Source organism: Labrys wisconsinensis, from assembly GCF_030814995.1.
In the GTDB taxonomy this organism is placed as follows: Bacteria; Pseudomonadota; Alphaproteobacteria; order Rhizobiales; family Labraceae; genus Labrys; species Labrys wisconsinensis.
This window is the reverse complement of the sequence record NZ_JAUSVX010000016.1, coordinates 87,121-113,365: the sequence shown is the minus strand read 5'-3', so window position 1 is coordinate 113,365 and position 26,245 is coordinate 87,121. Positions and strand designations below refer to the sequence as shown.

The following is a 26,245-nucleotide window of genomic DNA, read 5'->3' as shown; positions in this document are numbered from 1 at the left end:
AAGGACGGCCGGGCCGGCGCCGCCCCGACAGGCAGCGCCGAATTTTTCGCGGGCCTCAGCGCGCCGGCCCGGTGCCGTCCATGAAGGTGGCGAAGGCATCCTTGAAGTCGGGGTGCCAGCGCGACAGCGCCGGCCGGTTCGCGATGATGTCGTCCGCCGCCCATTGGATCCGCCGTTCGTCCATGGCGCGGGTGACATCGTTGTCCGGGCACAGGATGTAGAACTCGCCGCGCCCCATCGCCTCCAGGCCGAACTCGATCACCTGCTCCGGCGTCCAGGCGCCGGCCGGCTTCTCCGTGACGCGGGCCCGGGTGAAGCCGGTGAAGGTGAAGCCAGGGACCAGGAGATGGGCGGTGACCCGGCAGCCGGGCGTGTTGCGCAGCTCGTGGGCGAGGGCCTCGGTCACCACCTTCACCCCGGCCTTGGTGACGTTGTAGGCGGTGTTGCCGGGCGGGCAGGTGATGCCCTGCTTGGAGCCGGTGTTGACGATCGCCGCGGGCGTGCCCTGGGCGATCATCGCCGGCGCGAAGGCCTGGACGCCGTTGACCACGCCCCAGAGGTTGACGTCGATCAGGCGCTGCCAGTTCTCGCGCGGGGCGAACAGGCGGCCGTCCGCCTCGATGCCGGCATTGTTCATCAGCAGGGCGACCTCGCCGAAGGCGCCATAGGCGGCATCCTTGAGCCGCTCGACCGCTTCGAGGCGGCCGACATCGGTCGGCACCGCGATCACGTCGGCCGGCTGCGCCGCCAGGGTGGCGACGCCGGCGGCGGCCTTCTCCAGGGCCGCGGCGTCGACGTCGGCGAGGGCGAGCTTCATGCCGAGCCGGGCCAGGGCCTCGGCCATGGCGAGGCCGATGCCGCTGGCCGCGCCGGTGATGACCGCGGCGCGGCCTTGCGTCAGGGCGGGATGGGTCATGGGAGGTCCTCTCGAAGACGGCCGCGACGGGCCGGGCGGCGGGAAAGCGTCAAAGCCTCAATAGGGCGCGCCGGCGTCCCGCGCCAGCGCCCCTCAGGCCGCCCGGCGACCATCCTCGCCGGCCGGTGCCAGCACGACATGGGCGTCGCCCCAGGCCTTGAGCGCCGTCATGACCGCCTCCAGGCTGCGGCCGCGCTCCGAGAGGCTGTATTCCACCTTCGGCGGCACCTCGGCGAAGACCTTGCGCAGGATCAGGCCGTCCCGCTCCAATTCGCGCAGCTGGTTGGTGAGCATCCGCTGCGTCACGTTCGGCAGGCGCCGGCGGATCTCGTTGAAGCGCAGCGTGCCCTCGAACAGGTGGTAGAGCACGACGCCCTTCCACTTGCCGCCGATGACCCCGAGCGCGCCTTCGACGGCGCAGCCCGGGCTGCAGTCGAGGCTCTTGTGGCGGATGCGCGGCATCACGGTATCCTTTTCGACACTATGAGCAATTTATGTGCGTTCTTGCGGTCGGGCAATCCGGGCGTCATCTCTGCCGGACCAGCCCTTTCAGGAGAAGAGCCATGCGCGCCGTCGGTTTTGAGAACCCGGGTCCGATCGACAACCCCGACTCCCTGGTCGACATCGAGCTGCCGAAGCCGGAGCCCCGGGGGCACGACCTGCTCGTCGAGGTCCGCGCCGTCTCGGTCAACCCGGTCGACACCAAGATGCGCGTGCGCGTGAAGCCCGAGCCCGGCGCCTGGCAGGTGCTCGGCTGGGACGCGGCCGGCACCGTCGCCGCCGTCGGCCCGGACGTGACGCGCTTCAGGCCGGGCGATGCCGTGTTCTATGCCGGCGCCATCGGCCGCCCCGGCACCGATGCCGAGTTCCATCTCGTCGACGAGCGCATCGTCGGGCACAAGCCCGCCTCGCTCGACTGGGCGCCGGCCGCGGCCCTGCCGCTCACCGCCATCACCGCCTGGGAGGCGCTGTTCGACCGCCTCGACGTGCGCAAGCCGGTGCCGGGCGCCGAGCCCGCCATCCTGATCGTCGGCGGCGCCGGCGGCGTCGGCTCGATCGCCGTCCAGCTGGCGCGCCGGCTGACCAGCCTCACCGTGATCGCCACCGCCTCCCGGCCGGAGACGCAGGACTGGGTGCGCGATCTCGGCGCCCATCACGTCGTCGACCATTCCCGCCCGCTGGCGGCCGAGGTCGCGGCGCTCGGCATCGGCGCGCCCGGCTTCGTGTTCTCGACCACCAACACCGGCCGGCACCTCGCCGAGGTGGCCGAGCTGATCGCGCCCCAGGGCCGCTTCGCCGTCATCGACGATCCGGCGACGCTCGACATCAACCCGTTCAAGCGCAAGAGCGTGTCGGTGCACTGGGAGCTGATGTTCACCCGCTCGCTGTTCCAGACCGCCGACATGGCGGCGCAGGGCGCGCTGCTCGACGACGTCGCCCGCCTGGTCGACGCCGGCACGCTGCGCACCACCTTCGGCGAGCATTTCGGGCCGATCAATGCCGCCAACCTCAAGCGGGCCCATGCCCTGATCGAGAGCGGCCGGGCCAAGGGCAAGATCGTGCTCGAAGGCTTCGGCGCCTGAAAGCGAAGGCCCTGATCCATGATCATGGATCGGGGGCGTGCAAGGGTTGCCGGGCGCGGCTCGCGCTGCTACGCCCGGCCCGCAACAGGAGCGGATCCTTGCCTCGCCTTCCCACTGCCTTTGCCGCCCTTGCGCTCGCCTTCGCCGCGGATTCCGCCGCTGCCGAGGAGGGCAACCGCAACGCCTGGTCCGGCGACCGCACCGCCCGTCTCGAGGCGCTGGCGCTGCTGCAGACGCTCAACGCCGACCTCCTCAGCCATGACAGCGCCACGCTGACCCTGGATCGTTGGTGCGCCGCCCACCGGCTGGCGGACCCGCCGCGCATCGTCGCCGAGCGGGTCAAGGGCGCCGACAAGCCGGCGACCGACGAGCAGCGCCGGCTGCTCGGGGTTGGGCCGGACGAGCCGGTCGCCTATCGCCGGGTGCGGCTGGCCTGCGGCGGCCATGTCCTCTCGGAAGCCGACAACTGGTACGTGCCGGCCCGCCTGACGCCGGACATGAACCATACGCTGCAGACCTCCGACACCGCCTTCGGCCGGGTGGTCCAGCCGCTGCGTTTCCAGCGCCGCACGCTGTCGGCCGATCTCCTCTGGTCGCCGCTGCCGCAGGGCTGGGAGATGGGCGCCCCGCCGCCCGCGGAGCCGGCCCTGGCCGTGCCGCACGCGGTGCTGCAGCATCGGGCCGTGCTGGTGCTCCCCGACGGCACGCCGTTCAGCACCCTGGTCGAGACCTATACCGGCGCCGTGCTCGACTTCCCCGAGCCGGCGCGGCGCTGAGCCCCCTCAGGCCGCGGCGGGCGCCGGGCCGCCGGCCGGCCGCTTCATGCGCGGCCGCAGGATCAGCCAGCACACCAGAGCGAGGTTGACGCAGTTCCACAGGAAGCCGTGCAGGAAGGCGAGGCGATAGGAGCCCGAGAGGTCGTAGATGAAACCGGAGGCGAGGCCGCCGCAGGCCATGCCGAGCACGGTGGCCATCAGCACCAGGCCGATGCGGGTGCCGGCCTCGCGCGGCGGCAGGAACTGGCGGATGATCACCGCGTACATCGGCACGATGCCGCCCTGGAACAGGCCGAACAGGCCTGAGATGACGAAGAGCGACGAGAGGCTGTCGAAGAAGAGGTAGAGCAGCAGCGCCGCCGCCTGCATGGCCGAGCCGAGGATCAGCATCGGCCCGGCCCCGATTCGGTCGGCGACGAAGCCGGAGGCGAGGCGGCTGACCACGCCGAGCCCGAGCATCAGCGACAGGATCTCGGCGCCGATGGCGACGCCGTAGCCGAGGTCGCCGCAATAGGCGACGAGATGCACCTGCGGCATCGACATCGCCATGCAGCAGGCGAAGCCCGCCACCACCAGGACGCCCTGCAGCACGTTCGGCGACAGGCCGAGCCGGCTGCGCTCCACCGCCGTGGCCGCCTCGGCCTCGGCGAGCGCGCCGGCCGTCGGCCGCCGGCGCATCGTCAGGCCGAGCGGCACCATGATCAGGAAGGCGACGATACCGATGCCGAGATAGGTGGCGCGCCAGCCCTGCGTCTCGACGAAGTGCTGGGTGATCGGCGGCCAGATCGTGCCGGCGAGGTAGCTGCCCGAGGCGGCCACCGCCACCGCCAGCGCCCGGCGGCGGCGGAACCAGTGCGAGAGGTCGGAGATCAGCGGCGCGAAGCCCGCCGCCGAGCCGACGCCGATCAGGAGCCCGTGCGCCAGGGTGAACTGCCAGAGCGAGGTGGAGAAGCTGCAGGCGAGATAGCCGGCGAGCAGCAGCAGCGCTCCGGCCTCGATGCAGGCGACCAGGCCGGCCCGGTCGGCGATGCGTCCCATGACGACGCCGCCGGCGGCAAAGCCCAGCATGGTGAAGGTGAAGGGCAGGGAGGCGCCGCCCCGGATGGTCTCGAATTCGGTCTGGATCGCCGGCAGCACCACCACGACCGACCAGTTGCCGACGCAGGCCGTGGCGCCGACGATCAGCGACAGGCCGAGGCGCAGCCAGGCATAGGGCGAATCGACATCGTGCTTGGCTGCGGTCACGGGCGGATCTTCCCAGCGGCCCGGAGGGCCGATTGTACGGCGCGGGCGCGCCTTTGTTTCGCTCACCCTGTCAGGCGATCGCGGCGAGGGCAAGGGCCGAGAGTTCAGGAAAAAACACGGTTTCGGTTCACCGGCCATTAACCAAGCCGTGTGTCTAATCAAAGTTGAACGAAATTTGAACTTTCCAGACTCGAAGAGCCGTCCGGGCAGCACCGTCGCTGCATGGAACGTCCCGACGGGTCGGGCAGAATTTTCGGACGTCGTGTCTGCGAGGAGCCTTCGAACATCTCGGAGGCCTCGCCGGATGGGCTTTGCCGATGCCGATCTTCGACGCGGGAAGGGGTTTCCCGTCTTCGACGCGGGAAGAGAGTTCCCGGTCTTCGACACGGGAAGAAGTAAAGAGTATCGCGAGAGCGTGTTGCATGCGTAACCCGTCCTTTGAGTTCGAAGGCTCCGCTCCGCGTCTTCGCCGTCGCCGTGCCGGCTTCCCCTTCAAGACCATCGCCCTCTCTGCCTTCGGGCTGACCGTGCTGGTCGGTGTTGCCCAGCAGGGCGAGCGGCAGATGCGGATCCTGTCCAATCCCGATCCCGTGCTTCCCGGCGCCGTGTCGCTGCGCGGTCCCGCGCCGGCCTGGGCGCCGCCGCTGGCGATCCGGCCGGCCGTGGCCGCATCCGAGACCCGGCCGGAGCTGCTGCTCGACGGCCGGGCGTCGTTCCAGTCCGCTGCGGTCGACCTCGTCCGGCCCGGCCGTTACGACGCCCTGATCGATCCTGCCTTCGGCGGCGGCGCTGCGCCGCGCGCCTTGGCCGAGAGCGCGCCGCTCTATGCCGATCTCCGGCCGTCGGCGCCGGCGCCGACGGTGGTCGCCGCCCTCGCCCCGCCGGCCGACCAGCTGCGGCTGACCCAGGACGCCGATGCCGCCCCGGCCGAGCCGGTCTCCCCCGTGCTGGCCTCCCTGGAACCGCCGGACGACGACGCCGTGCCGCTGCCGGTGCCGCGCGGCGAGGTGGTCATGGACGTGCCGCTGCCGCTGCCGCGTCCTGCCGACGCGCCGGCGCCGCCGGTTCTGCGCCAGCGGCCCCAGATCGCCGCGCCGGCCGCTCCGCAGCCCATCGCCCCGCAGGTCCGCCACCGCACCCGCATCGCCAACCTCAAGGAGCCGGTCGCCCCCGCTGCCGACAACCGCTCCTTCTTCGAGCGCTTCTTCGGCTCGCCGCGCCCGGCCGGCCCGGCGCTCGCCTATGCCTCGACCGAGGATGCCACGCCGCCGACGCGCGGCGGCTCGCTGTTCGGCCCGTCGCTGTCGCGCTCGGCCATCGCCAGCCCCGGCACCGCGGTCTACGACATCAGCGCCCGCACCGTGTACCTGCCCAACGGCGAGCGGCTGGAGGCCCATTCCGGCCTCGGCTCGCTGCGCGACGATCCCGGCTCGGTGCATGTGAAGATGCGCGGCGCCACGCCGCCGCACACCTACGACCTCACCGAGCGCGAGGCACTGTTCCACGGCGTCAGGGCCCTGCGCCTCACCCCGGTCGGCGGCACCGGCGCCGTGCATGGCCGGGTCGGCCTGCTGGCCCACACCTACATGCTCGGGCCGCGCGGCGATTCCAACGGCTGCGTCTCCTTCCGGGACTACAACAAGTTCCTGCAGGCCTATCTCCGCGGCGAGATCAAGCGCCTCGTCGTGGTCAGCGGCGGCTGACCGCGACGGGCGCAGGCGGCTGTCACGAGGCGAGGTGCGGGCACGCGGCGCCGGAGAGGCCGGCAGTCTCGCCTGGGGCGAGCGGCACCGGCAGCTGCTTCTCGATGGCCTGCGAGAGCAGGTCGCGCCGGGTCGACAGGGAATAGATGTCCTCGGCGAAGTCGACCTTGCTCGCGTCGAAGACCTCGGCCGCCATGATGCGGTCGCCGACGATGCGGCCGAGCAGCGTCCGTGCCAGGTCCAGCGTGCCGGCCGCTTCCGAGACGATGACGTTGGTCTCCTGCAGCAGCGGCTTCATGAAAGGCTTGATGATCAGCTCGTGCGCATTCTCCACCGAGAGCGTCCAGATGGCCGAGATCACCACATAGAGCCTGTCCCACTCCTCTTGCGTGAACATGGCCTTCCACTCGCGCAGCGTCCGGCTCATCACCTCGATCTGGTCCTTTGCCGCGGCCATCTGCAGGATGCCGATCGACTCGTTCAACGGACGGACATAGGCCCGGAAGGAGGCGAAGTCGAAGGTCCCGCCATGCGTGGCCGAGAGGATCGTGGCCATGTAGGCCATGGACGCCTGGAGGATGTGCTTGCACGCGTCGTGGACGGGCCCCGGCGGCATGCCGACCACGTCGAGGGCGTCGGCGGCCATCCCGACCTTGTAGGAATAGGACTGGATCGCCGGATAGAACTGGCCGTAATGCGTATATTCGGCATAGCCCGACATGCAGGAGAAGATGCTGAGCGGGATATGCGCGATGGCCTTGCACTGGCTGTAGATCGGCGAGACGTTCTGCTTCACGAAGGACGTATGCTCGTTGACGAGCAGCGTGTAGCGGCCGCCGTCGAACGTGGATTCGGCGTAGAGGATGGGATAGATCACCCGGCCGATAGCCTCGATGTTGAGCGCATAGTTCCCGCGCATCGCGGTGTCGATGTCGAGGATGAGCTGCTCGGCCTGGGCGGCCTGGTCGCCGGCGAACATGGCGACGGCCGGATCGGTGGGCGGGTAGCCCTTGGACGGGTCGATGGGCATGGCACGTTCTCCTCGGTTGGGAGCCTCGATGCGGGCTCGTTGGAACTCGGATGCGTGACCGCCTCCCGCGCCGGCGGGAAGGCCGTCATCCCACGGCGAAGTCGGTCTTGCGGCTGGCCCAGCCGCACATCCGCCGTTCGATGACGGCGAACACCGCGTAGAGCGCGATGCCGAGGCCGGCGAGCGCGAACAGCCCGGCGAAGACCAGCGGCATGTCGAAATTGGCGCTCGCCATCATCATCACGGTGCCGATGCCGAGATTGGCCGCCACCGTCTCGGAGAGCACGGTGCCGACGAAGGCGAGGGTGACGGCGACCTTGAGCGAGGCGAAGAAATAGGGCAGGGCGCGGGGCAGGCCGACATTCCAGAGCACCTGGCGGCGGCTGGCGCCGAGCGCCCTGAGCACGTCCTCCATCTCCGGTTCCGTGGTGGCCAGGCCCGTGGCGACGTTGACCACGATCGGGAAGATGCAGGTGGTCATGGCCGTCAGCACGGCCGGGATGGTGCCGGAGCCGAACCACAGCACGAACACGGGGACCACCGCGACCTTGGGGATCGAGGAGAAGCCCACCAGCAGCGGATAGGCAGCGTTGTAGGCCGTGCGCGATACCCCGACGATCGCGCCGAGCAGCACGCCGATCGCCGTTCCCGCCGCAAACCCCACCAGGGTGGTGAGCAGGGTCTGCAGGATGTGCGGCCACAGCGCCGGCATCTGCATGACCAGCGTCGCCACCACCTGGCTCGGGCGGGGCAGCACGATCGGGCTGACGTGGAAGACCAGGCAGGCGACCTCCCAGGCCAGGAAGATCGCGGCGATCAGCGCGGCCGATGAGAGCCGCTCGCGCACACGGGCCGGGATGCGGGCGAAGGACATCACGGCCGTGCTCCTTCGCCCTGCCGCGCCGCTGCGATCAGCTGCCTGAGATCGTGGGTCAGCGCCGTGAAGCGGTCCTCGTAGGTGGTGTCGAGGGTCCGCGGCCGGGCGAACGGCACCGCGCGATCCTCGGTGACGCGGCCCGGCCGGGCGCTCATCACCAGGATGCGCGTCGCCAGGAAGGCGGCCTCCCGCAGATCGTGCGTCACCAGGAACACCGTGGGCCGCCCGTCCATCCACAGCGCCTGCAGGATCGACCACAGTTCCTCGCGGGTGAACTGGTCGAGGGCTCCGAACGGCTCGTCCAGCATCAGGAGCTTCGGCTCGTGGATCAGGGCGCGGCACAGATTGGCCCGCTGCAGCATGCCGCCCGACAATTGCCAGGGCTTGTGGTCGCCGAAGCCGGCGAGCCCCACCTTGGCCAGGAGCGCCTCGGCGCGGTCGCGGTACTCGGTATGCTTCTTCGCGCGGTAGGAAGCCCTGTAGGGCGCGACGATCTTGAGCGGCAGCATCACGTTCTGGCGGATGCTGAGCCAGGGCAGCATGGTCGGATTCTGGAACGCCATGCCGACGCCCACCGACCGCGCCGCGACTTCGCGGCCGGCCACGAACACCTGGCCCTCGGTGGGGCGGAGCAGGCCGGCGACCAGCTTCAGGATCGTCGACTTGCCGCATCCCGACGGCCCGACCATGGCGACGAAATCGCCGGCATCGACCGCAAGGCTCGTCCTGTCCAGGGCGAGGAAGGCGGTGTCGCGGCCGGGAAAGCGCACCGTGGCCTCCTCCAGCTGGACCATGCGCTCGCGCGTCGAGGCGAGAGCGGTGGCGGGCTCGACTGCGGCGGCGCTCCTCATGGCTCCCTCCAGGTCAGGGCGTCGAAGGCGGCCACCGCGGCCTGGGCGATCACGAGGTCCTGCTCGCCGGTGCCCGAGCCGACGCCGACGCCGCCGACCACCTGTCCCTCGAACAGCAGCGGCAGGCCGCCCTTGAGGTTGGTCATGCGCCCGTCGGTGGCGGCCGCGAGCGCGCCGGCCTTGTCCTGCGGCAGGCGCTCGGATGCCTGTCCGGTCGCCGCCGCCGTCATGGCCTTGCGGGTGGCGCTGTCGATCGAGAGCACGCGCGCGCCGTCCATGCGCAGGAAGGCCAGAAGGTTGCAGCCTTCGTCGACGACGGCGATGCATTGCGCCACGCCCATGGCGTCGGCGACGTCCGCCGCGGCCTGCAGCACGGCCAGCGCGCCGGCATGGGTCAGCTTGAAGGCCGGACGGATGGCGGTCATGGCGCGCTTTCCCTCAGGTCGGTCACCAGCATCGCGCCGGGAGCATGGCTGATGAAGAAGGGCAGGCCGGCCGCTTCCAGGGCGGCGAGCGCGGTGAGGCCGCAGGCCCAGAAGACCGGCGTCTCGCCGCTTTCGGGCAGGAGCGGCTCGCCCCAGTCGGGGCGCGAGGGGTTGGTGATGCCGAGCGCGGCGGGATCGCCGACATGCAGCGGCGCGCCGTGGCTGCGCGGCAGTCCCGCGGTGATCGCGGCGACGCGCTGCAGGTCGCCCGTCGCGAACGGACGCATCGAGGCCACCAGCGGCCCGCGGAACCGGCCGGCGGCTGCGGCGGGCCGGTCGGTGCGGAACAGCGGCCCCTGGAGGCCGAGCGCGCGATGGCGCATGCGGATGCCTGCGGCCTCGAGCGCCGCCTGGGCGCCGAACCAGCAGCCGATGGCGAAGGCGACGAGGTCGTCGCGCCAGCGGTCGCGCACGTGCGGGCTGCGCGTCCTGCCGCCCTCGGCGTGGACGACGTAGCCGGGCAGGTCGGTGCTGAGGTCGCAATCCCCGCACAGGGCGGGCAGGCCGGTGCCGCCGGGCTCCCCGACCGCCAGCAGCGGATAGGCGGCGGGGTTGGCGGCGCAGAAGGCGGCGAATTCGGCCGCGAAGTCCCGCGGCAGGACGAACAGGTTGGCCTGCACATAGCCGGCGGCGCGCCCGACGGTGAGCCCGGCGAAGCCGAGCCGGGCGGCGCGGCGGACGTCGCCGCCGGTCTCGCCGTCGAAGGCCGGGGCGGGCGCCGGCTCAGACATGACGCACATAGCCCCCGTCGACGCGCAGGACGCTGCCGGTCACGTAGCTCGCGATATCGCTGCAGGCGAAGGCCGCCATGGCTGCGACCTCCTCGGCCCGGCCGTAGCGTCCCACCGGGATCTGCTGCCACGAGCGCCGCTCGATCTCCTCGACCGCGACGCCCTCGCGCTCGGCCGCGGCGATGTCCGTCAGGCGGACGCGCTCGGTGGCGATGCGCCCCGGCATCAGGACGTTCGCCGTCACCCCGTCCCTGGCGACGTCGGCCGCCAGGGATTTCGACCAGGCGATCAGCCCGGCCCTGAGGGTGTTGGAGATGCCGAGCACCGGGATCGGCTGGACCGCGCCGGTGCTGACCAGGGTGAGGATGCGGCCCCAGCCGGCGCGGCGCATGGCCGGGAGGAACAGGTCGGTCAGGCCGATGACCGACAGCATCATCGCCCGGAAGCTCTCCTCCCACGCCGCGAGCTCGCGCCCGATGGCGCCGCCATAAGGCGGTCCGCCGGTGTTGTTGACCAGGATGTCGATGGCGCCGACCTCGCCCGCGAAGCCGGGCAGGGCCTGCGCATCGCCGAGGTCGAGCCGGAAGGCCCGGGCGCCGCGCAGCTCGCGGGCGGCGGCGATGAGCGCGGCTTCGTCGCGGGCGGCGATGGCGAGCTCGGCCCCCTCCGCATGCAGCGCCTTGGCGATCGCGAGGCCCATGCCCCGGTTCCCGCCCAGCACCAGCGCGCGCCTGCCGGCGATCCCTAGATCCATGACCGCTCCCCCCTCTCGCGGCGATAGGCCGACGACGTCGTCTGCTCCAGGAAGCGGCCGCGTCCGGGCACTCCCTTCAGCGCGCCGGCCTCGACGACGATCTCGCCGCGGCTCAGGATGGTTTCAGGCCAGCCCTGCACCGCCATCCCTTCGAAGGGCGTGTAGTCGACATTGTGGTGCAGCCGCTCGTTGCGGATGGTCAGCCGCCGCTCGGGATCCCAGATGGCGATGTCGGCATCGGCGCCGACCGCGATCGTGCCCTTGCGGGAAAGGCCGTAGAGCCTGGCATTGTTGCGGGCGGTGAGCGCCACGAAGCGCTGCAGGTCGATGCGCCCGCCGACGACGCCCTCGCTGAACAGGATGGGCAGGCGCGTCTCCAGGCCGGGAATGCCGTTGGCGACCTTGCGGAACGGCGCCCGCGGCCCGGCTCGCAGCTTGCCCGCCGCATCGAAGCGGTAGGGCGCGTGATCGGAATTGACGATGTCGATGGTGCCGTCCTCGATGCCGCGCCAGAGGCTTGCCTGGGCGGCCGCATCGCGCGGCGGCGGGCTGCACATCGCCTTGGCGCCCGCCATGTCGGGCAGGTCGAGATCCTCCGCCGTCAGCCGGAGATATTGCGGGCAGGTCTCGGCGATCACGGTGAAGCCGCGGGCCCTGGCGCGCCGCACCTCCTCGAGCGGGTCGCCGCCGGAGATGTGCACGATCACCAGCGGCACCTCGGCGATCTCGGCCAGGGTCACGGCCCGGTGGGTGGCCTCGCGCTCCACCGGCAGGGGCCGCGACGCCGCGTGCTCGCGCGGCGCGGTGCGCCCCTCCGCTTCGAGCCGGGTGGCGAGCCAGCCGATGATCTCGTGGTTCTCGGCGTGGATGAGGACGATGGCCTTCTCCCGCTTGGCGACCTCGAACACGTCGAGGATCTGCCTGTCCGAGAGGTGGAGCGCCTCGTAGGTCATGTAGACCTTGAGGCTGGCATGGCCGCGCCGGATCAGCGCCGGCAGCTCCTGTCCCAGCACGGCCGGGCTGGGGTCGCTGACGATGAGGTGGAAGGCATAGTCGATGACGGCCTCGCCGCGGGCCCGGCGGTGATAGTCCTCGACGGCGGCGAGGAGCGACTCGCCCCGGTGCTGGACGCAGAACGGCACGATCGTCGTGGTGCCGCCGAAGGCCGCGCTGATGCTGCCGCTCCTGAAGCCGTCGGCCATCACGGCGCCGGCGGAGGCGAGCCCCGGCGCCTGCGGCTGGTCGAGGTGGCAATGGGCGTCGATGCCGCCGGGCAGCACCAGCCGCCCGGTGGCGTCGAGCGTGACGTCGCCGCCGGTCAGGCGGTCGGCGATCGACACGATGCGCCCGTCGCGGATGCCGACATCCGCTTTGCCCACATCCGAGGCGGTGGCGATGGTGCCGCCGCGGATGACGAGATCATAGGTCATGCCGGCACCTTGCGCAGGTCGGCGCCGGGCAGGAACGTGGCGTCGAACACCTCGCCGACACCGGGAGCCGTCGGCAGGCCATAGGCCGCCACCACGGTGGCGATCGCCTTCTCCAGCCGCGCCGGATCGACGCCGCCGAGGCCGCCGGCGCGGGATTCCGGCGTCACCAGCTGGTGGTCGACCAGCCACCGCAGCTTGTCCAGCTCCTGGGGGGCATTGATCAGCGGGCTGTGCTGCCGCAGGGCGTCGATCGCCGCCGCCGGGTCGGCGATCGACGCCTGCCAGGCCCGCGCCGTGACGGCGACGAAGCGCTGCACCACCTCGGGGCTTTGGCCGCGCAGCTTGCTGGAGACGATGATGCCGTTGCCGTAGAGGTCGAGGCCGGCGTCGGGATAGTAGAGGAAGCGGATGTCCTCGGGGGCGACACCCGCCTTCTTCAGGCCGAAATACATGGTGGAATCGAAGCCGAGGATCGCCTCGACGTCGCCGCGCGCCAGCACCGCCTCGCGCAGCTGCAGGCCGACCATCTGCCATTTGACGGCCGAGCCGTCGATGCCCGCCGCCTTGGCATAGGCCGGGAACAGTCGGTAGGCGCCGTCGGTGGCTGCCGCGCCGATGGTGCGGCCGGCGAGATCGGCGGGCTTGGCGATGCCGGTCTTCGCCAGCGTGCCGACGCAGAGCGGGCTGCGATAATAGAGCATGTAGACGTCGCGGACCGCGAAGTCCGGGTTCTTCACGTTGAACTCGAGCATGACGTTGATGTCGGCGATGCCGAGGTCGTAGACGCCGGAGCCGACGCGCGAGACCGCCTCGCCCGAGCCGTTCGAGGCGTCGAACTGGCAGTCGAGCCCGGCATCCCGGTACCAGCCCCGGCTCTGTGCCAGGAAGAACGCCGCGTTCGATCCGTCGAAGGGCGCGGCGAGCGAGACCTTGAGGGGCCCGGCCGCCCGGGCGAGCCCGGCGCCGAGGACGAAGGGCGAAGCGAGCGCCGCCTGCAGGAAGGTCCGGCGGCTCGTCGAAGGCAGCGGCATGGCGGCGGTCCTTGCGTTGGCTCGCCCGGGAAGGGCGATCGCCGATAGCATCGTCGTTGCAACCGGCGTGCCAATTGCGCGCTTGATATGGAACAAGAGCTTGCGCATGATTGCGCGCAATCTTGAGCGCGAATTTACGGCACAGTGAGCCCATGAAGCAGCAGAAGGGGCGCCTCGTCGGCGTCATGAACGCCAGGAACCGGCCGAAGGCGAAGACGGCGGACGACGCCTATCGGCACCTGTTCTCGGCGATCGTCGACCAGCGCCTGCTGCCCGGCACCAAGCTCAGCGAGCTCGCCCTGATGGAGGCGTTCGGCTTGCCGCGGCGGGCCGTCAGCGCTGCCCTGCAGCGGCTCGCCTGGGAGAAGCTGGTGGTGACCTTCGCCAACCGGGGCGCCTATGTCGCGGCTCCCGATGCGGCGGAGGCGCGCGAGATCTTCGCCGCGCGGATCGCCATCGAGGCCGGCACGACGGAGGCGGTGGCGCGCGCCGGCGACGCGGCGGCGATCGAGGCGCTGTCGCAGAACCTCCTCCAGGAGCGGGCCCTGCGGGCGCAGGGCCGGGTGCGCGAGGCCATCCACCTCTCCGGCGGCTTCCACATGCTGATGGCGGACCTCTCGGGCAACCGCATCCTCGCCGAGCAGGTCCGTCTCCTGGTGGCGCGGACGAGCCTGATCATCAACCTGTTCGAGAACCTGACCGGGCTCGCCTGCTGGCACGAGCATCACGAGACGCTGATCCGTCATTGCGGGGAGCGGGAGGTCGAGGCCGCGGTCGCCCTCATGCGGCACCATATCGAGGAATTGCAGGACGGCCTCGCCCTCGACCGCCGGCGGCCGGTCGCCTTCGACATGCTCGGCGTGTTCGGCGAGACGGCCTGACGCGCACGTCGGGCCGCTCCTGTGGATGAAGCTGCGCTCGACCGCTTGGCGCGCTGTGGCCGCTGTGCTAAGGGCTTGGCCATGGTCGCCCGCCACACCACGAAACGCACCGTGAAAACCACCGCTTGCGCGGGGGTGTCCACTGGTGCGTGGCCGGTCGCGGCCACCTAGAGCCACCGGACAGCCCCGCCAGAGATGGACGGGGCCCGCTCTTGAAGACCGCACCTCGTCTCTCCCTGCATCACCCCAAGAGAGACGTCATGCTCGACCTTTCCAATCCGTCCCTAGCCGCATCGCGCCCGGCCGGCGCCGCTTCGCCCGTCGTCGCCATCGTCGGGGCCACCGGCGCCGTCGGCGTCGAGCTCTTGAAGTGCCTGGAAGCGCGCGGCTTTCCCCTCGGCGCCCTGCGCCTCCTCGCCTCGGCCCGCTCGGCCGGCAGGACGCTGCCGTTCCGCGGCCGCGACATCGTCATCGAGGAGCTGACCGAGGCGAGCTTCGCCGGCGTCGACCTCGCCCTGTTCTCGGCCGGCAGCGGCATTTCCAAGCGCTATGCCCCGATCGCCGTGGCGGCGGGCGCCGTCGTCGTCGACAATTCCTCGGCCTTCCGCATGGATCCGGCGGTGCCGCTGGTCGTGCCCGAGGTCAACGGCGCGGCGCTGGCGCAGCATCGCGGCATCCTCGCCAACCCCAACTGCGTCGCCGCCATCGCCACGGTGGCGCTCGCCCCGCTGCACCGCGCCCATCCCATCCGCCGGCTCAGTCTCGCCACCTACCAGGCCGCCTCCGGCGCCGGCGCCGCCGCCATGGAGGAGTTGCGCGCCTCGACCGCGGCCTATCTCCGGGGCGAGCCCTATGCCCCGACGGTGCTGCCCCACCCCTATGCCTTCAACCTGTTCAGCCACAATGCCGATATCGACCCGGCGAGCGGCTATAACGGCGAGGAGCTGAAGGTGGTGGCCGAGACCCGCCGCATCCTCGATGCGCCCGGCCTGCCGATCGGCATCACCTGCGTGCGCGTGCCGGTGCTGCGGGCCCACGCCATGGCGATCAACATCGAATTCGATGCGGTGGTGACGCCGGAGGAGGCGCGCGAGCGCCTGGCGGCCGCGCCGGGCCTGCGCCTGGTCGATGACCGGTCGGCCAACCACTTCCCCATGCCTTCCGAGGCCTCCGGGCGGGACGAGGTGCTGGTCGGCCGCATCCGCACCGATATCGGCGATCCCTCGGGCCGGACGCTGGCCCTGTTCGTGGTCGGCGACCAGCTCCTCAAGGGCGCGGCGCTGAACGCGGTGCAGATCGCCGAGGCGCTGCGGGCCTGATGTCGCGCCGGCTTACGGCCCGATCCAGCCGAGCAGCCGGAACCAGCCATAGTCGAGCGGCAGCAGCACCGCATAGCTGAAGAGCGCGAGGACGAGGCAGAGCCTGGCCCCGTCCCGCGCCAGCACCTTCTCCATGCCCATCGCCACCACGATGGGCGAGGCCTGATAGGGCAGGATCGGCGTGGCATAGCCGATCACCTGCACCATCAGCACGGTGGCGAGCGGCAGGCCGGTGCCGTCGGCGAGCAGGTGGGCCAGCGGCGTGAACAGCGCCGGCACGCCGTTGGCGGTGACCAGGAAGTTCAACGCCGCCGTCAGCGCCGCGAGCGAGGCGAAGCCGAGCGCCGGCCGGGCCGGGTCGAGCGGCAGCAGAGCCAGAACGCCGCGCCCGATCGCCGCCCCGAGGCCGGTCTGCGCCACCACAGCGGCGAGGCCGAGAATGCCGGCGATGTAGAGGCAGGTGCGCACGTTCACCCCCGCCGCGAAGTCTTCGCCGCTGAGGAAGCCGATCCGCGGCAGGAGGCACAGGCAGGCCGCGGCGAGGCCGACCCAGGCCGGCGAGACGCCGTGCAGCGCGTCGGTCATCCACAGCGCCAGCGTGGCCGCGAGGATCAGCGACAGGCGCCGCTCCGCCGGGCCGAAGGCCGGCGCCGGCGGCTCGGCGGCGACGGTCCCTGCCGGCTTGGCCGGAAACAGCGCGACGATCGCGGCCACGAGCGCCGCGCCCTTGCCCAGGCTCAGCACCGGCGCGTGCAGAAGGAGATAGGGCAGGTAGGCCAGGCGCAGGCCGTAGGCGCCCTCCGCCGCGCCGGCCATCACCATGTTCGGCACGTTGGCCGGCAGGATGCTGGCGGAGAGCTGGAACGTGCCGAAGCCGACGGCCAGCGCCAGGCCGATGCGCCCCGGGCTGCCCTCGGCGAGCCCGGCCCGCTCGGCCAGCGCCATGACGATCGGCATCAAGAGGGCGATGCGGCCCATGTTGGAGGGCATGACGAAGGCCAGCGCATAGGTCGCCAGCACCACCCCGCCGACCAGGCGCGGCCAGGAGCCGAGGAGATGGGCCGCCAGCAGGCGGGCGATGCGGTCGGCGAGGCCGACCTTGCGGATCGCCGCGCCGAGGACGAAGCCGCTGAGGATCAGCCAGAAGGCGGAGGAGCCGAAGCCGGAGAACACCGTCTCGGCCGGGGCGACGCGCAGGATCATGGCCGCGGCGAAGAACAGCAGCGCCGTGAGATATTCCGGCAGGCGGGCCGTGGCCCAGAGGCCGACCGTCACGATCGTCAGCACGGCGGGCAGGGCGAGGGCGGCGGTTGTGGTCGGCAGGTCCAACTCTCGTCTCCCGGCTCTGCGAAAAGCGAAGGATACGGCGCCGGATCTGGTAGAAAATGCGTCATTACGATAGGCTTCCTTCGCCGTTCGCGAAGGGAGCCATGCTCGATCTCACCGATCTCAGCCTGTTCCGCCATGTCGCCGAGGCCGGCAGCATCACGGCGGGCGCCGAGCGCGCCCATCTGGCGCTGGCTGCCGCCAGCGCCCGGGTGCGCGGCATGGAGGCGGTGCTCGGCACGCGCCTGTTCGACCGCAGCCGCCAGGGCGTGGCGCTGACCCCGGCCGGCCAGGCCCTGCTCGCCCATGCCCGTGACCTCATCGGCCGGGCGGAGCGGATGCACGAGGAGATGGGCGTCTTCGCCGGCGGCGCCGGCGGCCATGTCCGGCTCCTCGCCAACACCAACGCCCTGACCGAGTTCCTGCCCGAGGTGCTCGGCCGGTTCCTCGCCGCGGCGCCCGGCGTCACCATCGACCTGCAGGAGCGCGTCAGCGACGAGATCGTCGGCCTGGTGGCCGAGGGCGTCGCCGATATCGGCATCGTCGCCGGCACGGTCGAGACCGGGGCGCTGGAGACCTGCCCGTTCCGCGAGGACCGCTTCGTGCTGGTGGCGCCGCCGGATCACGCCCTGGCCGGGCGCGGCGCCGTCGCCTTCGCCGAGATCATGGAGCTCGATTTCGTCGGGCTCGACCGGGCGAGCGCCCTGCAGCGCTTCCTCGCCGGCCGAGCCGCGCGCCAGGGCGGGCGCCTGAGGCTCCGGGTGCAACTGCGCAGCTTCGACGCGGTCTGCCGCATGGTCGAGGCCGGCGTCGGCATCGGCATCGTGCCGGAGACCACGGCGCGCCGCGCCGCCCGGACCATGGCCATCGCGGTTCTGCCGCTCACCGACCCCTGGGCCTTGCGCGACCTCCGCCTCTGCCTGCGCAGCCGCGCGGCGCTGTCGGCGAGCGCGCGGCTGCTGGTGGAGCATCTGCTTCGGTAAGGACGTGTCGGTCAAGAATTGAATCGAAGTAGAACGAGGAACCCCTCTCCCATTTGGGAGAGGGGCAGGGGTGAGGGACTAGACCTTGTCGGAAAAGGCGGAGAGTTTTGTATGCCATTGCTTGGGTCTGCATCTCGCTAGGGAGCGTTTAGACCCTCACCCCTGCCCCTCTCCCGAATGGGAGAGGGGTTTTGCACACGCAGGCTCTCCTCGGAAAGAAGGCCTGCGCGTGCGTTCCGCCGGTATGCGCTCGGCGTCGATTTCTTCAGTCGCAGGAATTGGCGGTTGAAATTCGCCAAGGTCTGAAATCCGACATCGAAGCAGATCGTCGAGACCGGCTTTTCCGTCGCATAGAGCAGGGAGCAGGCCTGCCCGATGCGGACGCGGTTGACGAATTCGACGAAGGTGTTTCCGGTGATGCTGTGAAAGCTGCGCGAGAAGGCGGTGCTGCTCATTCCGGCCATGTCGGCCGCCTTCTCGATCGAGATCTTCTGCGCGTGGTTGTGGGCGATGTGGTCGACGATCCTGGCAATGCGGGCCTGCCGGAAATTGGCGTCGGCATGGGTCAGCTTCACCACGGAGAGGCCGCGCTTCTCCGCATGCTCGTTGATCCGCACCAGGAAGCGCAGGAAGGCCGCGATGCGTTCGGCGCCGCGCGTGTCGCGAATGCGCTGGAAATGGCCCATGGCGAAGGTCGGGTCGAAGCCCTCGAACCGGATGCCGGAACGGGCCAGCTCCCACATCGCGGCCATTTCGCCGAATTCGGGAAATGCCGCCGTCAGGTGCTCGATGCTTTCCGCGCTGAACTGCACGAGCATGTCCCGCACCTCCACCGGCACGGGATGGGCGACCTCGTCCGTCACCCAATTGTGCGGGACGTTCGGGCCGGTCAGGAACAGGTCGCCCGGCTCGAACGCGCCGACATAGTCTCCGACGAAAGCCTGTCCGCGCGTCGCGATGATCAGGTGCAGCTCATATTCGGGATGCGAATGCCATCGGCAAGCCTCGGTCGGCCATCCGTGCGCGAGGTAGCGGATCGATTGCGTCGTGCGATCGACGAACTCGTATTCGGGCAGAATGATCGACATGCCGATACCCGTCTGGCAGCTCCCGCGCATCGATACGCCTGCGGCTGTCGGTCAGATCTCGATGCTGACGCGCCCGCGGTCGACCCTCGTGCGGTATGTGGCCAGGTTCACGCAGGCCGGCGGCGTTTCTACCGCGCCGGTGGTGAAATCGTAAATGCTCAGGTGCTTGGGGCATTCGATGGTGTTCTCCATCACCAGCCCGTCCGCGAGATGCACGGCCTCGTGCGTGCACAGCCCGTCCGTGCAGTAGAACCGGTCCTCATGATTGCGATAGATCGCGAATGTCCGTCCGGCATGATCGAAGCGCACGACGCCTTCCGTCTCGATGGCGTCGACGGCGCAGGCATCAACCCACTCGGCCATATCGTAATCCTCCTTTGAAGTCTCTGCTTCTTCCGGCGCGGATCGGCGCCGGGCTGAACGGATCGACGTCGTCGTCATCGAGCCTGGCGCGCGCTCAGCCTGGCCGCCTTTCGCTTGAACCGCTCGAGCATGCGCTTTTCGGAGGCCTCGCCGCCGTCGTGGAACGTGCCGAACCATTTGTCGTAAGGCACGACACCGTCCGAGTAATTGCACTCGAAGAACTTGTGATGCAGGTAGTGGTCGTAGCCGGGCATGTCGATCAGGTTGCCTTCGCCCAGCACCACCTTGTCGAAGCCGACATGTCCTGGCGCCGACGCCAGCATGCAGTGCGCCAGATGGTAGACCGAATGGATGGGGTGTGCGGGAATGACCCAGTAGAGCACCACGCCGGAGAAGTAGAGCATCTGCTCCACCGGATGCATGGCGAGCCCGGTCCACGGCGTGGGATTGACGCTGTTGTGGTGGACCTTGTGGACCGTCCGATAGAGCGGCGGCCAGTGGATCAGGCGGTGGATGACGTAGAAGTGGAACTCGCGCCAGAGCGGAATCAGCGCCCAGATCCCGATGAAGAGGATGGGATGCTCCGCCGGATCGAGATAGGGAAGCAATCCATTGGCGTAAAGAAACAGGGTCGCGACTTCGAATGCAGTCCAGATCGGAATGCCGAAGACGAAGGTCCAGAACAGGTTGTCGGCGAGCTGGCTGCGGAACAAGAACGCGTCGTTCTTTTCGCCAGGCCACCTGCCGTTATATTTGAAGCTCAGGCCTTGCGTCCGCTTGATGTAGAGGACGAAGTGGAAGGAGCCGTACCAGAGCGCCGTCAGCGTCGCATTGCGGACGAGAATGAAGGCAATCCATCCCGGCGCCGGCGACGTCATGGTCTGCATGTCCGGCGTCAGCCAGATCCAGATGCCGAGCACGATGAAGGCGTAGAGGATGTTCCACGGCAGGAAGTAACCCGGCCACCAGAGCAGCCATCTCAAGAATTCGACGGGGCGCGGCGGCCAGATGAAGACCGGCGCGTATTCATAGGGCTGCTTCGGCTTCCAGTCGCCTCGCTTGTTGCGCGTTCCGTAAACTGAATCGTCCACCATCTGGTCCATCCACTTTGCCGGGATCGAGGGTCCCAGGCTGGAATGCCGGCGTTTTGTCCCAGGTCGCCTGCACGAGGTCGCGGAGCATCGATGGTTCTCTCCCAAGCCACGGCCACTCCGCCCAAACACGCTTTGCTCCAGGAGAGCTGATACGAACTTCCCGAAACTGATCAATATCAGGCGGGAGGGTTGGCGGATTTGGCGAAAAGATCGGCATGATACGTCCAGTCCGCGCGCAGGTGACGCATCCCGGCGTCAGCGGGAGCGCATGGGGACAGCACTGGACAAGGCACGTAGACCGCGCCGTCCCGTCGTGGTCTACGCAGTCGCGCCGCGCTGTCGGCGAGCGCGCATCGGGCCGCCTGGCGCGAGGTGCCGCCGCCGTCACCCCCTGCCGCCGAGCACGGAAATCAGCGATCGCTGGGCGAGGACCAGAATGGCGAGCGGCGGCGCGACGGCGAGCACGCCCACCGCCATGAGGGCTCCCCATTCGTTGGACTGCCCCTGTCCGGCCGCGAAGCTCTGGAGACCCACCGGCAATGTCTTGACCGTATCGGCCGAGAGCACCAGGGCCGGCCAGAGATAGAGGTTCCATGCGCCGAGGAAGGCGAGGATCGCGACCACGATCAGCGTCGGCCGGACGATCGGCAGCACGATGTGCCAGAAGATGCCCCAGCGGCTCGCGCCATCGATCCGGCTGGCATCGAGGATCTCGCGTGGGATCTGCGTCATCGCCTGGCGAAGCAGGAAGACGTGCAATCCGGTGAAGGCGACCATCGGCACGACGACGCCCTGCGGCGTATCCACCCAGCCGAGGTTCGACACCAGGATGAAGTTGGGGATGAGCGTGACCGCGTCCGGCACCACCATGCTGCCGATCACCAGGGCGAACAGCGGGCTGCGGCCTCGGAATTCGACAAGCGCGAAGGCGTAGGCCGCCGGCGCGCTGACGAGAAGCTTGAGGCCGGCAATGGCGATGGCAATGAGAAAGCTCTCCGCAAGCCAGCGGGCGACCGGCGCGAGCTCGAAAGCGCGGACGAAATTGGCGAAGGGGCCGGCGCCCTGGTCCCGGGACATCCCGGGATCGAAGGCGGTCGCCAGCATCCAGACGAAGGGAAAGCCGGCGAGGATGCACAGGAGCACGGCCATGGCGTGCGGGCCGGGCGTCGGGCGCTGCCGGACGGCGGTTTCAGTCATGGCGCACCCGTCGCCCGAGAGTGCGGAACTGCAGCCAGGTGAGGGCCATCACGACCGCGAAGGTGACGACCGCGATGGCGCTGCCATAACCGACCTGGAAGTACCGGAACGCCCATTGGTAGAGGAAATAGAGGATGTTCTGGGTCTGGCCGAACGGTCCGCCCCGGGTCAGGACCTGCAGGATCTGGAAGATGTCGTCGGAGACGAAGATCACCGTCGTCACGCAGGTGAAGAACAGCGTCGGGGCGAGGAGCGGCACGCGGATGTGGCGGAACTGCTGCCAGCCCTGCGCGCCGTCGAGCGTCGCGGCTTCGAGGATCGGCTCGGGGATGGCCTCCAGTGCCGCGAGATAGATCAGGAGGTTGAAGCCGAAGAGCTTCCAGGCCGAGACCGCCGTCACGCAGGCGAAGGCGAGAACCGGCTGCGTCAGCCAGTCGATGCGGGGCCCGCCGAGTTGCAGCACGAGCCCCGTCAGCACCCCCTGCAGGGGATCGAGGATCCAGAGCCAGACGACGGACGAGACGACGGCAGCCACCGCCGTCGGCGCAAACAGCACGCCGCGATAGATCGGCTGCAGGCGCGAGCGGCGGATCGGCCAGAGCAGCTCGGCGATCAGCAGCGGCGCGACCACCAGGAACGGAACCAGGATCGCCAGGTAGATCGCCGTGTTGCGGATGACGATCAGGAATTCCCGGCTGGTGAACAGCTTGCGGAAATTGCCCAGGCCGACGAAGGCGATGTCCGGCGAGACGAGATTCCAGTCCATCAGCGAGAGGAAGAGCGAATAGACCATCGGCCAATAGATGAAGAGGCCGATGAAGGCGAGCAGGGGCGCCACGTAGAGATAGGGGGCAAGATGCACGCCGAGACCCCGGCTTCCAGGCCGGACCGGGGTGAGCCCGCCGTCGCCGGTCTGCCGCAGCGGCACCCGGCGACGCGATCCCGCCTGCGCCGGAGCCGATATCGACCTGTCGCTAACTATTGATGAGGTCATTGATCTGGCCGGCGGCGGCCTTCATCACGGCGGCGACGCTCTCGCCGCTGAAGATATGGTCGCGCGTCTCGTCGAGGACCTGCAGGGCCTGGGGACCGTTCCGGCCGGGGAAGCTGATCCAGGGGACGGCGACGGCGAGCTGGGCGATGTCGGGCCCGAACAGCGGGTTGTCCTTGTAGAACGGGCCGAGATAGGCCGGATCCTCGGCAACGCCGAGCCGGGTCGGCGGATAGCCGGTGCCCTTGGTGAAGGCGGCCTGGACGGCCGGATCGCAGAAGAAGGCGACCAGCCGCCAGGCGGCGGCCTGGGCCGGCGCGTCGCCGACATCGAAGACCATGAAGCCGCTGCCGGCCATCGGGATGCGGCGCGCCTTGCCCGGCCAGGCGGGGAGCGGCGCCGTGCCGACGCGGAACTTGCCGGCGGCCACCGCGCCGGCGACCTGCGAGCTGAAGCCGATCATCATCGGCAGGTTGCCGTTCTGGTAGTCGACGCCCGCCTGGGCGTCGCCGAGATACAGCGCGGACTTGTCCTCGAGCACCATGTCGGCCATCAGCTGCATGGCCTCGATCGCGCCGGGCTGGTCGATCTGCGTGACGTAGCGATCGCCCTCGCGCGCCAGCAGCAAGGCGCCGTTGGACTCGATCAGGCCCTGATAGGCCCAGAAATAGCCTTTCTCCGCCATGCTGAAGCACGGCTTGCCCGTCTTGGCCGTGACCCGCTGCGCGACCGTGCGCAGGGCCGGCCATGTGTCCGGCGCCTGCTCGATGCCGGCCGCTGACAGCACATCCCGGTTGTAGAAGAGATAGGGCGAGCCGATCAGCTGCGGCAGCACGTCCTGGCCATTCACCCGTCCGAGCGACAGCATCTGCGGGGAGAAGCTGTCGGCGAGAAAATGGGCGCCGTCGACGCCGGCCGCCGCCGCCGCGGCGTCGACCTTGAGATGCGGCAGGAAGCGCGCCGCATATTGGATGACGTCGAAGCCGATCTGCGCGATGGCGGGCGGCCGCTTGCCGGCGATGGCGGCCTGCAGCGCGGTCTGCAGCGGCTCGTATTCGCCGAAGCTGTTGACCCTGACGGTGATGTCCGGATTGGCGGCGTGGAACCGGTCGAGCAGTTGCCGGTAGACCTTGGCGCTGTCCGGGCCGACGCCGAGCCAGAGGTCGATGGTGGCCGGCCCGCTCGCCGTGGCCGCGGCGAGCGCCCGGCCGAGGCCGAGTTCGCTGCTCGCCAGCGCGGCCAGCGAGCCGCCGATGAACCGGCGGCGTGTCGTGCCCGGCCGGGCAGCGCCTGCGGCCGCAGGCAGCGTATCCTCGCCGCGCTCGACGGCATCCTGCATGCTCTGGCTAGCGTCGGAGGTGTCGCACATGGGCAGTCCTTCCCGGCATCGTGAGGCCATTCGGGGCGCAGGGGGCGCCCGACCCCGCACGGGTCGGCTGCCCCGCTCATCGTCCGGTCATGATCAATCTTGTCCGGACATTCCGACGATGCCGGCCGTCAATGACCGCGTGATGACACCGCGGGCGACGACCCGCGACCGCCCGATGATCACGGCGCGCCGGTCGGCCGCCGCTCCGTTCGATGCGACCGGCTACTCGACGACCAGACGCATGCGGTCCGAACGAAACGCGCTCAGGCCGAACTTGATCGGCCTGCCCTCGGCGTCCACGTCGACGGCCTGCGTCTCGAGGATGGGGACGAAGCGCGAGATCTTCAGCCGTCGTGTCTCCTCCACCGTCGGCGGACGTGCGATCACGCCGGTCGTGAGCCGCCGGTAGTCCTCGATGCCGAAATGGGCGAGCGCCAGCGTATAAGATTTGTTTTGCCTGGCGATCTCGTCGAACCCGTTGAAGCGCGGAAGGGGATAGATATTGTACCCATAGGAAATCGGAATGCCGTCGGCTTCGCCGAGACCTTCTATCACCAGGACTTCCGAGCCCAGCGGAAGATCGAGGGCTTCTCGGACGACAGGGTCAGCGATGTCGGTTCGGCTTCCCAGAACGATCTGTCCGGGACTGAATCCGGAGCGGCGGATGTTCTCACTGTAGCGCGTGCGGTTGCCCAGCCGATAGCTGAGGATCTGGTCGGTCACGAAGGCGCCGCGCTTGGGCTCGATGCGGACCAGCCCTTCGCGCTCGAGGCTCTCCAGGGCCCGCCGCACGGTGAACCGGCTGACGCCGAACCGGTCGCAGAAATCATGCTCGCGCGGCAGCCGGATGCCGGGCGCGTAGATGCCCTCCCGGATGTCCCGGCGCAGCGCCGCAACGATCTGCTCCCAGCGGGACCCCGCATGATCCCTGACCTCGAGGGGGTGTTCCTCCTGCGCCATGTCGTCTCCAGGCCTGCATCGAACCGCATGATGGACGGTTACAGTCATGTCCGACATTCGGCATCATGTCCATACGTGTCATGCCGCTGTCACTCTACTCTCCTACGCAGCACGGACCAGCCGAGGAGACATGGCGATGCCGCTCCATCCCCTGACCGTGCAGATCGTCGGCAGCTATGCCAAGCCGCACTGGCTGGCTCACCACCGCCGGATGCGGGCCGTCGACGGCAGCTGGTGGCGCCCCGACGCCGAGGTGCTGCGCGAGGCCAAGCAGGACGCGGCCCTGCTCGCCATCTACGAGCAGGAGCGGGCCGGGCTCGATCTGGTGACGGATGGCGAGGCGCAGCGGGCCGCCTATGACCGGCATTTCCTGGCCGGCCTCACGGGGATCGATACGTCAGCCATGGAGCAGGTCGCGGTCGCGAGGGCCGTCGACTGGAGCCGGCGCGACGACACCGGCTGGGAGGAATATACCCGCATCGGCGAGCTGCGGCCGCGCATCGTCGGCGCCATCGGCTGGCAAGGCCCGATGGCGCTGGCCGAGCTGGACTTCCTCAAGGCGCACGCGCGGCGGCCCTGCAAGGTGACCGTCATCGGTGCGCTGTCGCTCTATTGCCAGGTCGTCGACCGGTTCTACGGCGACGCCGAGGCTGCCATCATGGCCCTTGCCGCGGCGCTCAACCACGAGCTGCTGGCCCTCGATCAGGCGGGCGCGGACGTGCTGCAGATCGACGAGCCCGCCTGGCACAGCCAGCTGACGCTCGCCCGCAAGGTCGGCCCGGCGGCGATCGCCAGGATGGTCGAAGGGGTGCGGGCGCCCGTCATCGTCCATGTCTGCTACGGCTATGCGCTGGTCTATCGGGAGAAGCGCGCCAGCGTGGTCTATCCCGAGGTGCTGGAACTGCTGGCATCCTGCCCGATCGCCGGCATCAGCATCGAATACGAGCAGCCGCGGCACGAGCCGACCATCCTCCGGCATTGCGGGGACAAGCATGTGGTGCTCGGCCTGCTCGATCTCGGCTCGACGGAGATCGAGACGCCCGAGCACGTCGCGTCGCGCCTGCGGGCCGCCCTGCGTCACGTGCCGCCGGAGCGCCTGCACCCATCCTCCGATTGCGGCATGTGGTATCTCGCCCGTGATGTTGCGTTCGGCAAGATCAGCGCGTTGGCGGCAGGCACGGCCATCATTCGCACAGAGATCGGCAGCGCGGCCGGGCGCGTGGAATGACCCGACGCCCGGCTGATCGGCCCACGCAAACGCC

At 69.8% G+C, this 26,245-nt stretch carries 27 protein-coding genes and 1 pseudogene; 8 read left to right on the top strand and 20 right to left on the bottom strand.

What is annotated here, in order from left to right:
• Positions 1–55: 55 nt before the first annotated feature.
• Both QO011_RS32150 and QO011_RS32145 read right to left on the bottom strand, forming a co-directional pair.
• Positions 56–916: an SDR family NAD(P)-dependent oxidoreductase gene (locus QO011_RS32150; RefSeq protein WP_307281670.1), complete on the bottom strand. Its 861-nt coding sequence runs from the start codon at positions 914–916 to the stop codon at positions 56–58.
• 93 nt (positions 917–1,009) lie between these two features.
• Positions 1,010–1,378 carry a winged helix-turn-helix transcriptional regulator gene (locus QO011_RS32145; RefSeq protein WP_307281666.1) on the bottom strand — a complete coding sequence of 123 codons (369 nt, stop codon included), beginning with the start codon at positions 1,376–1,378 and terminating at the stop codon, positions 1,010–1,012.
• A gap of 101 nt (positions 1,379–1,479) precedes the next feature.
• Here QO011_RS32145 and QO011_RS32140 point away from each other — a divergent pair, with 101 nt between their 5' ends.
• Both QO011_RS32140 and QO011_RS32135 read left to right on the top strand, forming a co-directional pair.
• A complete protein-coding gene (locus QO011_RS32140) occupies positions 1,480–2,499 on the top strand; it encodes a zinc-binding alcohol dehydrogenase family protein (protein WP_307281663.1) in 1,020 nt (339 codons plus the stop codon).
• Positions 2,500–2,597: 98 nt separating this feature from the next.
• Positions 2,598–3,275 carry a hypothetical protein gene (locus QO011_RS32135; RefSeq protein WP_307281660.1) on the top strand — a complete coding sequence of 226 codons (678 nt, stop codon included), beginning with the start codon at positions 2,598–2,600 and terminating at the stop codon, positions 3,273–3,275.
• 6 nt (positions 3,276–3,281) lie between these two features.
• Here the strand turns inward: QO011_RS32135 and QO011_RS32130 are convergent, their stop codons facing one another.
• The gene (locus QO011_RS32130) at positions 3,282–4,520 is read right to left on the bottom strand and encodes an MFS transporter (protein ID WP_307281658.1); all 1,239 of its coding nucleotides are present in this window, start codon (positions 4,518–4,520) and stop codon (positions 3,282–3,284) included.
• 422 nt (positions 4,521–4,942) lie between these two features.
• Here QO011_RS32130 and QO011_RS32125 point away from each other — a divergent pair, with 422 nt between their 5' ends.
• Entirely contained in the window at positions 4,943–6,223 is a 1,281-nt protein-coding gene (locus QO011_RS32125) for a tlde1 domain-containing protein (protein WP_307281654.1), read from the top strand.
• A gap of 22 nt (positions 6,224–6,245) precedes the next feature.
• Here the strand turns inward: QO011_RS32125 and QO011_RS32120 are convergent, their stop codons facing one another.
• The 8 genes from QO011_RS32120 to QO011_RS32085 all read right to left on the bottom strand — a co-directional run bounded on the left by QO011_RS32120 (position 6,246) and on the right by QO011_RS32085 (position 13,412).
• Positions 6,246–7,253 carry a hypothetical protein gene (locus QO011_RS32120; protein WP_307281652.1) on the bottom strand — a complete coding sequence of 336 codons (1,008 nt, stop codon included), beginning with the start codon at positions 7,251–7,253 and terminating at the stop codon, positions 6,246–6,248.
• Positions 7,254–7,338: 85 nt separating this feature from the next.
• Positions 7,339–8,127 carry an ABC transporter permease gene (locus QO011_RS32115; protein WP_307281918.1) on the bottom strand — a complete coding sequence of 263 codons (789 nt, stop codon included), beginning with the start codon at positions 8,125–8,127 and terminating at the stop codon, positions 7,339–7,341.
• Positions 8,127–8,981: an ABC transporter ATP-binding protein gene (locus QO011_RS32110; protein ID WP_307281648.1), complete on the bottom strand. Its 855-nt coding sequence runs from the start codon at positions 8,979–8,981 to the stop codon at positions 8,127–8,129. The genes QO011_RS32115 and QO011_RS32110 overlap by 1 nt, the downstream gene beginning before the upstream one ends.
• Positions 8,978–9,406 (bottom strand): GlcG/HbpS family heme-binding protein, encoded by a 429-nt coding sequence (locus QO011_RS32105; protein WP_307281646.1) that lies wholly within the window; start codon positions 9,404–9,406, stop codon positions 8,978–8,980. Before QO011_RS32105 ends, QO011_RS32110 begins: the two co-directional genes overlap by 4 nt.
• Positions 9,403–10,197, bottom strand: coding sequence for a D-glutamate cyclase family protein (locus QO011_RS32100; RefSeq protein WP_307281643.1), 795 nt, complete (start codon positions 10,195–10,197; stop codon positions 9,403–9,405). The genes QO011_RS32105 and QO011_RS32100 overlap by 4 nt, the downstream gene beginning before the upstream one ends.
• Positions 10,190–10,951: an SDR family oxidoreductase gene (locus tag QO011_RS32095; RefSeq protein WP_307281641.1), complete on the bottom strand. Its 762-nt coding sequence runs from the start codon at positions 10,949–10,951 to the stop codon at positions 10,190–10,192. Before QO011_RS32095 ends, QO011_RS32100 begins: the two co-directional genes overlap by 8 nt.
• Positions 10,942–12,381, bottom strand: coding sequence for a dihydropyrimidinase (hydA, locus tag QO011_RS32090; protein ID WP_307281639.1), 1,440 nt, complete (start codon positions 12,379–12,381; stop codon positions 10,942–10,944). Before hydA ends, QO011_RS32095 begins: the two co-directional genes overlap by 10 nt.
• Entirely contained in the window at positions 12,378–13,412 is a 1,035-nt protein-coding gene (locus QO011_RS32085; RefSeq protein WP_307281637.1) for an ABC transporter substrate-binding protein, read from the bottom strand. The genes hydA and QO011_RS32085 overlap by 4 nt, the downstream gene beginning before the upstream one ends.
• Between QO011_RS32085 and QO011_RS32080 the strand changes: the two genes are divergently transcribed.
• The 3 genes from QO011_RS32080 (at position 13,411) to QO011_RS32070 (ending at position 15,612) form a co-directional block, all read left to right on the top strand.
• Positions 13,411–13,560 (top strand): hypothetical protein, encoded by a 150-nt coding sequence (locus tag QO011_RS32080; RefSeq protein WP_307281635.1) that lies wholly within the window; start codon positions 13,411–13,413, stop codon positions 13,558–13,560. The two genes, QO011_RS32085 and QO011_RS32080, sit on opposite strands and share 2 nt — an antisense overlap.
• A gap of 4 nt (positions 13,561–13,564) precedes the next feature.
• The gene (locus QO011_RS32075) at positions 13,565–14,293 is read left to right on the top strand and encodes a GntR family transcriptional regulator (RefSeq protein WP_307281633.1); all 729 of its coding nucleotides are present in this window, start codon (positions 13,565–13,567) and stop codon (positions 14,291–14,293) included.
• A 260-nt stretch (positions 14,294–14,553) separates the two neighbouring features.
• Complete coding sequence (locus tag QO011_RS32070; protein ID WP_307281630.1) at positions 14,554–15,612, top strand: aspartate-semialdehyde dehydrogenase; 1,059 nt, start codon at positions 14,554–14,556, stop codon at positions 15,610–15,612.
• 12 nt (positions 15,613–15,624) lie between these two features.
• Here QO011_RS32070 and QO011_RS32065 read toward each other — a convergent pair whose 3' ends face one another.
• Positions 15,625–16,941, bottom strand: coding sequence for an SLC13 family permease (locus tag QO011_RS32065; RefSeq protein ID WP_307281629.1), 1,317 nt, complete (start codon positions 16,939–16,941; stop codon positions 15,625–15,627).
• 101 nt (positions 16,942–17,042) lie between these two features.
• On the opposite strand from QO011_RS32065, the gene QO011_RS32060 reads away from it, so the two are divergent.
• Positions 17,043–17,921 carry a LysR substrate-binding domain-containing protein gene (locus QO011_RS32060; protein ID WP_307281626.1) on the top strand — a complete coding sequence of 293 codons (879 nt, stop codon included), beginning with the start codon at positions 17,043–17,045 and terminating at the stop codon, positions 17,919–17,921.
• A gap of 137 nt (positions 17,922–18,058) precedes the next feature.
• On the opposite strand, the gene QO011_RS32055 is transcribed toward QO011_RS32060, so the two are convergent.
• The 8 genes and pseudogenes from QO011_RS32055 to phnF form a co-directional block, all read right to left on the bottom strand.
• Entirely contained in the window at positions 18,059–18,739 is a 681-nt protein-coding gene (locus QO011_RS32055) for a helix-turn-helix domain-containing protein (RefSeq protein WP_307281623.1), read from the bottom strand.
• A gap of 48 nt (positions 18,740–18,787) precedes the next feature.
• Positions 18,788–19,009, bottom strand: a pseudogene (locus tag QO011_RS42595) (AraC family ligand binding domain-containing protein); the annotation flags it as partial.
• 51 nt (positions 19,010–19,060) lie between these two features.
• Complete coding sequence (locus QO011_RS32050) at positions 19,061–19,372, bottom strand: MocE family 2Fe-2S type ferredoxin (protein ID WP_307281916.1); 312 nt, start codon at positions 19,370–19,372, stop codon at positions 19,061–19,063.
• Positions 19,373–19,446: 74 nt separating this feature from the next.
• The gene (locus QO011_RS32045) at positions 19,447–20,463 is read right to left on the bottom strand and encodes a sterol desaturase family protein (protein WP_307281914.1); all 1,017 of its coding nucleotides are present in this window, start codon (positions 20,461–20,463) and stop codon (positions 19,447–19,449) included.
• Positions 20,464–20,850: 387 nt separating this feature from the next.
• On the bottom strand, positions 20,851–21,663 hold the full coding sequence (locus QO011_RS32040; RefSeq protein ID WP_307281620.1) for a carbohydrate ABC transporter permease: 813 nt from the start codon (positions 21,661–21,663) through the stop codon (positions 20,851–20,853).
• Positions 21,656–22,525: a carbohydrate ABC transporter permease gene (locus QO011_RS32035; protein WP_307281618.1), complete on the bottom strand. Its 870-nt coding sequence runs from the start codon at positions 22,523–22,525 to the stop codon at positions 21,656–21,658. The genes QO011_RS32040 and QO011_RS32035 overlap by 8 nt, the downstream gene beginning before the upstream one ends.
• 112 nt (positions 22,526–22,637) lie before the next feature.
• Positions 22,638–24,023: an extracellular solute-binding protein gene (locus QO011_RS32030; protein WP_307281615.1), complete on the bottom strand. Its 1,386-nt coding sequence runs from the start codon at positions 24,021–24,023 to the stop codon at positions 22,638–22,640.
• A gap of 222 nt (positions 24,024–24,245) precedes the next feature.
• Positions 24,246–24,983 carry a phosphonate metabolism transcriptional regulator PhnF gene (phnF, locus tag QO011_RS32025; protein WP_307281612.1) on the bottom strand — a complete coding sequence of 246 codons (738 nt, stop codon included), beginning with the start codon at positions 24,981–24,983 and terminating at the stop codon, positions 24,246–24,248.
• A gap of 136 nt (positions 24,984–25,119) precedes the next feature.
• On the opposite strand from phnF, the gene QO011_RS32020 reads away from it, so the two are divergent.
• On the top strand, positions 25,120–26,211 hold the full coding sequence (locus QO011_RS32020; protein ID WP_307281609.1) for a uroporphyrinogen decarboxylase family protein: 1,092 nt from the start codon (positions 25,120–25,122) through the stop codon (positions 26,209–26,211).
• The last annotated feature ends 34 nt before the right edge of the window (positions 26,212–26,245 follow it).